The organism is Streptomyces sp. WAC05292, assembly GCF_003949955.1.
GTDB classification, from domain to species: domain Bacteria; phylum Actinomycetota; class Actinomycetes; order Streptomycetales; family Streptomycetaceae; genus Streptomyces; species Streptomyces globosus.
The window spans coordinates 1-7,242 of the sequence record NZ_RPSE01000330.1; the positions used below are offsets into that span (position 1 = coordinate 1).

The following is a 7,242-nucleotide window of genomic DNA, read 5'->3' on the forward strand; positions in this document are numbered from 1 at the left end:
GCGGGGGAGCGGCCCCGCCGCCCGCGGCCGGGAACCAGGGCGGTGCGGCCGCCCCCCAGGGCCCGCCCTGGCGGGCCGGATACCAGCCTGACGTCGTCGTGCACTACGCGCAGCGCCGGCTCGCCGCCCTCGGCAGCGGCAACCCGTGCACCCTGAAGGGCCAGTGGCGTGAGGGTGTCATCGACGCGGCCACCGAGGCCTCGCTGATCTGCTACCAGCGGGCCGTGATGGCCGACGACAAGACCACCCGGGCCCTCACCGCCACGGACAAGCCGCTCGGCACGCTGGGCCGCGCCACCCTCGCCTCCCTGTGGATGCAGGGCGTCACGGCGGGCAAACTGACCTCCGGGTCGCGCAACTTCGAGGTGACGCAGCTGGACGCCGCCCTCCGGTGGGCGAGCCAGGCCACCATCTCCGACGCCGACCTCCAGGCGGACCGGGCGTTCGCCCAGCTCGGCGTCAACTACTTCACCTCCGGCGGGCGCAACGCCGCCGCGACGCCGTACGACGCGAAGATGCGGGCCAAGGTGGAGGAGTACCAGCGGCAGGTGCAGCTCCCGGTGACCGGCGTCGCGGACAGCCGGACCATCAACGCCCTGCTCGGCGGCAGCGTCAACGGCACGGGCCGGCCCGGCCGCTGACCGGCGGGCCCGCCCGCACGGGCCGACGGCACGCCTCCCCGCCCGGCCCGCGGCAGCGGCCGGGCGGGGAGGCGGCGCGGACACGCCCGTCAGGGCCGCCAGGAGGCCGACGTGCCGGGGATCAGGCGGCCCGCCTTCAGGTACTCGCGGCGGGCGCCCTCCCGGACGTCCCCGGCCGTCACCGGCCCCCCGCCCCGCCCGCGCGCCGCATAGCAGGCCGTGAGCGCCGCCGCCCGGATCGAACCGCCGGCCAGCTCGAACTCGGCTGCCAGGCGCTCCAGTTCGCCCGCCACGTCCGGTGCGGTCGGCGCCCCGGCCAGCGCACTGCGCCACAGGTCGGCGCGCAGCGCCGCGTCCGGGAACGGGAAGTCCACCACCAGGTCCAGCCGCCGTGTGAACGCCTCGTCCACGTTCGACCGGAGGTTCGTCGTCAGCACGGCGATCCCGTCGAAGCTCTCCAACCGCTGCAGCAGGTAGGCGCTTTCCAGGTTCGCGTACCGGTCGTGCGAGCCGCGCACCTCCGACCGCTTCCCGAACACGGCGTCCGCCTCGTCGAAGAGCAGCACCGCATCCGTGCGGTCCGCCTCGCCGAAGATCCGCTCCAGGTTCTTCTCCGTCTCCCCGACGTACTTGTCCACCACCGACGACAGGTCCACCACGTACAGGTCGAGGCCGAGTTCGCCCGCCACCACCTCCGCCGCGAGGGTCTTCCCCGTGCCCGACACCCCCGCGAACAGGGCCACCACCCCGCGGCCGCGGCCGCCGCCGGTGCGCAGGCGCCAGCCGGACAGCACCTCGTCGCGGTGCCGGGCGCGGGCCACCAGCTCGGCGACCCGGGCCCGCTCCTCGGGCGGCAGCACCAGGTCGGTGAAGCCGACCGCCGGCCGCACCCGCCGGGCCAGCCGGCCCAGCAGCGGGGCGGACAGGCGGCGCGCGGTGAGCCGTACGTGGCGTTCGGCGAGCTCCACGCCCTCCAACGCGGCGAGGTCCCGGGCCGTCCGGGCCACCTCGGCGAGCTGCCCGCCGCTCAGCCGGTACGCGGCCAGCGCCCCGGCCGGCCCGGCACCGAGCAGGGCCGCGGCCTCGTCGTGCGTCCCCCGCGGCACCCCGGCGGTGTGCGGGCGGGCGCCTTCGAGGGGGATTAGGGGGACCCCGGGAGCCCAGTCCGGGTCGTAGGGGTCCGGGCCCGCGAACACGGTCGTGGTGTCGGGCGCGGCGACCGACCGCATCAGCGGCCCGGGCTCCGCCGGGACGGGCGCGACGACCACCGCCGTCCCCGGGCCGCGCAGCCGGGCCTCGCGCCGCAGCAGGGGTCCGAGCCGCGGGGCGTCACCCGCCGGACCTCCGTCCCCGGGACCCGCGCCCGCCGGCGGCCGGTGCACCAGTACGGTGCGCCCCGCCGCCCGCAGGGCCGCGACGACCCGCTCGACACCGCCCTCGCCCCGCCGGTCGAGCAGGTGGACGGTGACGGGCCGCCCCGACCGGGCCAGCAGAGCCGCCGGATCGGATCGGTCCGCCCGGCCCGAAGCGGCTGAACCACCAGCACCGCCTGCACCGGACCCGCCGTCGGCGGCCTCCGCCTCCTCCGCCGCTCCCGCCGCGTCTGCTGCCGTCGCCGCTGCCCTCGCCGCGTCCGCCTCCTCCGCGTCTGCCGCCGCCGCCCCCGCCACGTCCGCCGCTTCCGCTGCGTTCGTCGCGTCCGCCGCGTCCGCCGCGTCCGCCCCGTCCGCCGGTGGCGTTCCGCCGGACGGCTCCAGCAGGACCACCCCCGCCGCGCTCAGCCGCGCGTCGAGCCCGTCGTCGCCGAGCAGGTGGGCCACGACCCGTTCCGGGACGCGAAGCGCCCGCCCCGGGAGCGGCCGCTCCTCGTCCTCCACGACGAGGAGGCCGCCCGCGAGGAGCGGCGCCGCCGTGTGGAAGCGGGCTCGCGCCCGCGGCGCGTGCGGCCCCGTCCCCGCCAGCTCCAGGGCGAGCGCCACCGACGCCCGGCGCCGCCCGACATCGTCGTTGAGGTAGCCGTAGAGCGGTTCGAACCGGCGGTCGACGTCGGGCGCGGCCGCGGCGAGCAGGATCCGCAGGTCCAGCGCGGACAGCCCGAAGGCGCGGACGAGACCGGCCAGGCGGTCCGGCCCGCCCGGCCCGGCCGCGTCCGCACCGCCGCCGGCATCCGATTCCGCGGCCGCCTCCGCAAGGGCGTCCCCCGCTCCGGCCGCCGGGGTGTTCGGGCCGTCGGCGGCGGCCCGCAGGGCAGTCTCGGAGGACACGTACAGCCCCCGCAGCGGGTCGTGTGCCGTGGGGTCGTCCGCCGCCCGGGCCGCGACCAGCCCGGCCGCCTCCCGCCGCAGGCGTCCCAGCCGGTCCAGCAGGATCGCAGCCGCCGCGCTCACCGGGCCCGCCCTCCCGCCTGCGTGCGCAGCATCCTCGGCCGGGAGTCGCCCGGCCGGCCGTCCTTGCCGCGCACCGTGACGACCGCTCCCTCCGTGACCGGCGGTCCCACCGGGTAGACGGGCGTCACCGGGAACGGGACGGTGATGACGACGTCCAGCGACGGCTTGAGCTCCCCGCCCAGCGCCGACCACACGTCCGCGGTCGACCGCCCGTCGGGGGGCGGCACCCCCGCCGACAGCGGGATCGACGACCGGTACGCCGCTATCGCCTCCGGCACGTCCTCGGGCGGCAGCGCCTCGTACGGCAGCAGCGCGGCCAGCACCCCGGCCAGCATGCGGTGTTCGTCCTCCGGCCGCGCCGTCCACGCGGTCAGCAGGTAGGACAGGCGGAACCAGCGGGCCGGCTGCCGCCGCTGCACGACGACGCCCCGGGCGTCGCGCTCCGCGTACGCCCCGCGCTCCCGCCGGGAGACGTCCTCGCGGATGTCGTACAGGTAGGCGCTGACGGTCGGGGCGGTGCGGCGCGCCGCCCACTCCCGGGTGGGGGCCTCCAGGGCGATGTCGCCGGCCCCCTCGGGCAGTGCGCCGCGGCGCAGCAGGCGCCGCAGCGCCTCGTCGATCTCATGGATCATGGGAAGTGGTGTCCTCGGTACGGGCGCGTCCCCGGCCGTCGGACAGCCGGCCGGATCCGGCCATCGGGTGCGGTGCGGTGCAACGGGGTGCGGTGCGGTGCGGTGGTTGGCGCGCGGTGGGCGCTGGGGCCGCCTAGATGTAGCCCTCGCGGAGCGCGTAGGCCACGGCGTGGGCGCGGTTGGTGAGCTGCAGGCGGGTCATCAGCCCGTGCAGGATGTTCTTGACGGTGCGTTCGGAGTAGGCGAGCTTGTCCGAGATCTGCCGGGTGTCGAGGCCTTCCGCGATCAGCCGCAGGACGTCCGTCTCGCGCGGAGCCATCCCGAACAGCGGCGCCGAGGCGTTGCCCGAGCAGACCGACGCGGTCTCGGAGCGGCGCAGCCTCCCCACCTGGCCGAGCACGCGGCTGATCAGGTCCGGCGGCAGGACGCCCTCGCCGTGCGCGGCCTGCCGGACCGCCTTGGCCAGGCTGCCCTCCGTGGCCTGATGCCGCCACAGGATCGCCCGTACGCCGTACTCGACGACCGTCAGCAGCTCGGGTTCGCGGAGCTCGCGGGCGATCAGGACGACCCGCTGGTCGCCGCCCCGCAGCACGCGCCGCAGTTCCGCCGCCGCCCGGTCGTCCACCCGGTCCATCAGCATCACGGCCACGTCCGCGGGCGCCGTCCGGCCCTCGCGGTCACGGACCGGCGGGACGATCTCCACCGCCGGCTGGCGTTGCAGGTGGCTGACCACGCCTGCCCGTCCGAGGGGGTCCTCGGCGTGGATCGTCACGGTGATGCGGTCGGTGATGCGGTCGCTCGTCGAAACCGGCATGGGTGTCCCTTCCTTCCCACGGGGGTGTTGCCGGAGACAGGCTGCGGGAGCCGGATCAACAGCGCGTCGACGTTCGATGGGTGACCGCGCGGTCCGATCCGGCACGGCCGCCGTGTACGGGCGGACCCGCCCGGCATGACCGGCGTCCGGCACACCCGTGCCCGTTCGGACACAGGAGGGGCCGGAACGCGCGCGCGGCGAACCGCCCGGCGGGCGACCCGACGCGGCGATCCACCTCCCCGTGAACGGCCGCACGGGCTACAGGCCGGCCAGGAGTTCCCGGACCTGCGCCGCCTCGGCCGGGCGCAGCCGGTCGAACAGGTCGGCGGAGCGCTCCAGCCGTTCCCGCGCCCGCTTCCGGTCACCCAGTTCCGCCAGGGCCGTCCCGACGACCTGCAGGGCGCGGGCCTCCGCCAGGGCCCAGCCCTTCTCGCGGCTCACCTCCGCCACCCGCTCCCCGGACTCCACCGCCTCGCGGTGCCGCCCGGCGGCCAGGTGGCAGTAGCTCACCTCCCACCGGGAGAACAGCTCGATCGTGGCGTACCCGGCAGCGCCGGACAGGGAGGCACCCTCGCGCAGGCACGCGATCGCCTCCTCGGGGCGGCCCGACTGCCGCAGGATGCCCCCGAGGACGTACAGCGTGTACGACAACCGGTAGGCGTCGCCGTCCGCCCGCGCCGAGGCCAGGCTCTTGCGTGCGGCCGCGTCGGCCTCGGCGAGGCGGCCCAGGCTGCTGAGGGTGTGCGCCGAACAGGCGCGGGCGTTCTCCGCGCCCCACCCGCTGCCGCACCGTTCGCCGACCGCGACGGCCTGCCCGTACAGCTCCAGTGCGCGCTCCAGGTCGCCCCGCGCGTACCACACCAGGGCCTGGCAGGTCCGTATCTCCGTCAGCACCGCCTCGTCGCCGGAGGTCTGCGCATCGGCGGCGGCCGCGGCCAGGACCGACTCCGCCTCGTCGGCGTGGCCGAGCTGGTACAGCCCTCCGCCGAGCATGTACCCGAGCCGGCCCGCGGCCCGCCGGCGGCCCCGCCCGCGCGCGGCCCGGAGGATGTTGCGGGCCGGCTCGATCAGCGCCGCCCACAGGAACGTGCCGTCCAGGACGGGATCGAGGGCCAGGATCAGGTCGGAGACCAGGTCGACGGCGGACGGATCGGCCCGGACCGTCTGCACCGCGACCGCCAGCACCGACTGGTGCCGGCTCGCGAAGGCGCGGTGCGCCTCGCCCGGCGCCGGCATCCGGATGCCCGGCGAGCGGGTCGGGTGGAGCATCCCGGGGACGGGGTGGCCGGGGCGTTCGACGGCGTACGCGTTGCGCGCCGACGCCAGGTGGTGGTCGACCAGCCGGACCAGCGCCTCCGCCCCGCCCTCGGGGCCGTCCTCCTCCGCGGAGCGGGCCCGCGCGAACGCGCGCAGCAGGTCGTGGAACCGGTAGCGCTGCGGCGCCGGCGACTCCAGCAGCCCGAGCTCCGTCATCCGCTCCAGCAGATCCTCGGCGTGCGCTTGGTCGATGGCGGCCAGGGCGGCCGCGTCCGCGACGTCCGCGTCCTCCTGCTCGGGCAGCGCCAGCAGCCGGAACAGCCGCGCCTCGGCCGCGTCCAGCAGCTCGTAGCTGAGCCGGAAGCAGGCCTCCACCCCGTCCTCCCCGCCCGCCTCGGCGGAGAACGGCGCCCGCCGACCCTCCAACAGCCGCCGGAACGCCGCCAGGGACCAGCCCGGCCGGGTCGCCAGCCGCGACCCGGCGATCCGCAGCGCGAGCGGCAGCCCGCCGCACAGCGCGGCCAGGGCGGCCGCCTCGGCGGGCTCCGCCTCGATCCGCTCCCGGCCGGCGATCCGGCCGAGCAGGCGTACGGCGTCTTGGGCGGGCAGGACGTCCAGGCGCAGGCGGAGCGCCGCGGGCAGACCTGCCAGGGTGTTCCGGCTGGTCACGACGACCGCGCAGGCGGACGAACCCGGCAGCAGCGGCTCGATCTGCCGGACGTCCCGCGCATCGTCGAGGACGAGCAGCATCCGCTTGTCCGCCACCCGCGAGCGGTAGAGTCCGGCGCGCTCCTCCACGCCCTCCGGAATCGCCGAGTCCGCGACGCCGAGGGCGCGGAGGAACGCCGCCAGGACGGCCTCCGGCCGCGCCGGGTCCTCGCGGACCCCGCGGAGGTTGGCGTAGAGCTGCCCGTCGCGGAAGTGCGCCCTGAGGCGGTGCGCGGCGTGCAGCGCGAGCGTGGTCTTGCCGACGCCCCCGATCCCGCCGACCGCGGAGACCACCACGGCCGGCGGGCCGCCGGCGTCCGCGGCGGGCGCGTCGGACGCCGGGGTGAGGGCCTCGACGAGACGCCGGGTGGCCGTCTCGCGGCCCGTGAAGTCCACCGTCGCATAGGGCAGTTGGGCGGGTTCGGGAAGCGGGGGAGGGGCCGCCTGGAGGCGTCGGCCGGTGCCTGCCCCCGGGGGGTGGACACCGGACGGTGTGGCGGCGGGCCGCATCTCCGGCGCCCGCGCGAGCGCCCCCGCCGATGGGTCCAAGGTACCGGTTCCGGGGGTGACCGCCGCCGAGGCGTTCTCCGCCCCCTGCCGCACCGGCGCCTCCGCCGCCGCGGGCGGAGCCCCCGCCCGGCCCGCCGTCGGCCGGGCAGGGGTGTCCGCAAGGCCCGAGTGAGCCCCGGGCAGCTCCCGGGCCGCCGCGCCGGCGGGCCCTTCCGCCCGTACCGGCACCGGCCGGGCGGATGCCTCCGCCCTACCCGCCTCCACCGGGGCGGGTAGGGCGGAGGCATCCGCCC

5 protein-coding genes are annotated in these 7,242 nt (G+C 77.5%); 1 reads left to right on the forward strand and 4 read right to left on the reverse strand.

Features of this window, described 5'->3' with window-relative positions:
* Positions 1-641: peptidoglycan-binding domain-containing protein (locus EF903_RS25630; protein ID WP_148142572.1), on the forward strand; the 641-nt coding region annotated here is incomplete at its 5' end.
* Between the two features lie 89 nt (positions 642-730).
* On the opposite strand, the gene EF903_RS25635 is transcribed toward EF903_RS25630, so the two are convergent.
* The 4 genes from EF903_RS25635 to EF903_RS35950 form a co-directional block, all read right to left on the reverse strand.
* The gene (locus EF903_RS25635; protein WP_260615913.1) at positions 731-3,028 is read right to left on the reverse strand and encodes an ATP-binding protein; all 2,298 of its coding nucleotides are present in this window, start codon (positions 3,026-3,028) and stop codon (positions 731-733) included.
* Complete coding sequence (locus EF903_RS25640; protein ID WP_125547001.1) at positions 3,025-3,660, reverse strand: DUF4255 domain-containing protein; 636 nt, start codon at positions 3,658-3,660, stop codon at positions 3,025-3,027. The genes EF903_RS25635 and EF903_RS25640 overlap by 4 nt, the downstream gene beginning before the upstream one ends.
* Before the next feature lie 133 nt (positions 3,661-3,793).
* On the reverse strand, positions 3,794-4,474 hold the full coding sequence (locus EF903_RS25645) for a response regulator transcription factor (protein WP_125547003.1): 681 nt from the start codon (positions 4,472-4,474) through the stop codon (positions 3,794-3,796).
* A gap of 258 nt (positions 4,475-4,732) precedes the next feature.
* Positions 4,733-6,835 (reverse strand): NB-ARC domain-containing protein, encoded by a 2,103-nt coding sequence (locus EF903_RS35950; RefSeq protein WP_185902822.1) that lies wholly within the window; start codon positions 6,833-6,835, stop codon positions 4,733-4,735.
* Positions 6,836-7,242 lie beyond the last annotated feature (407 nt).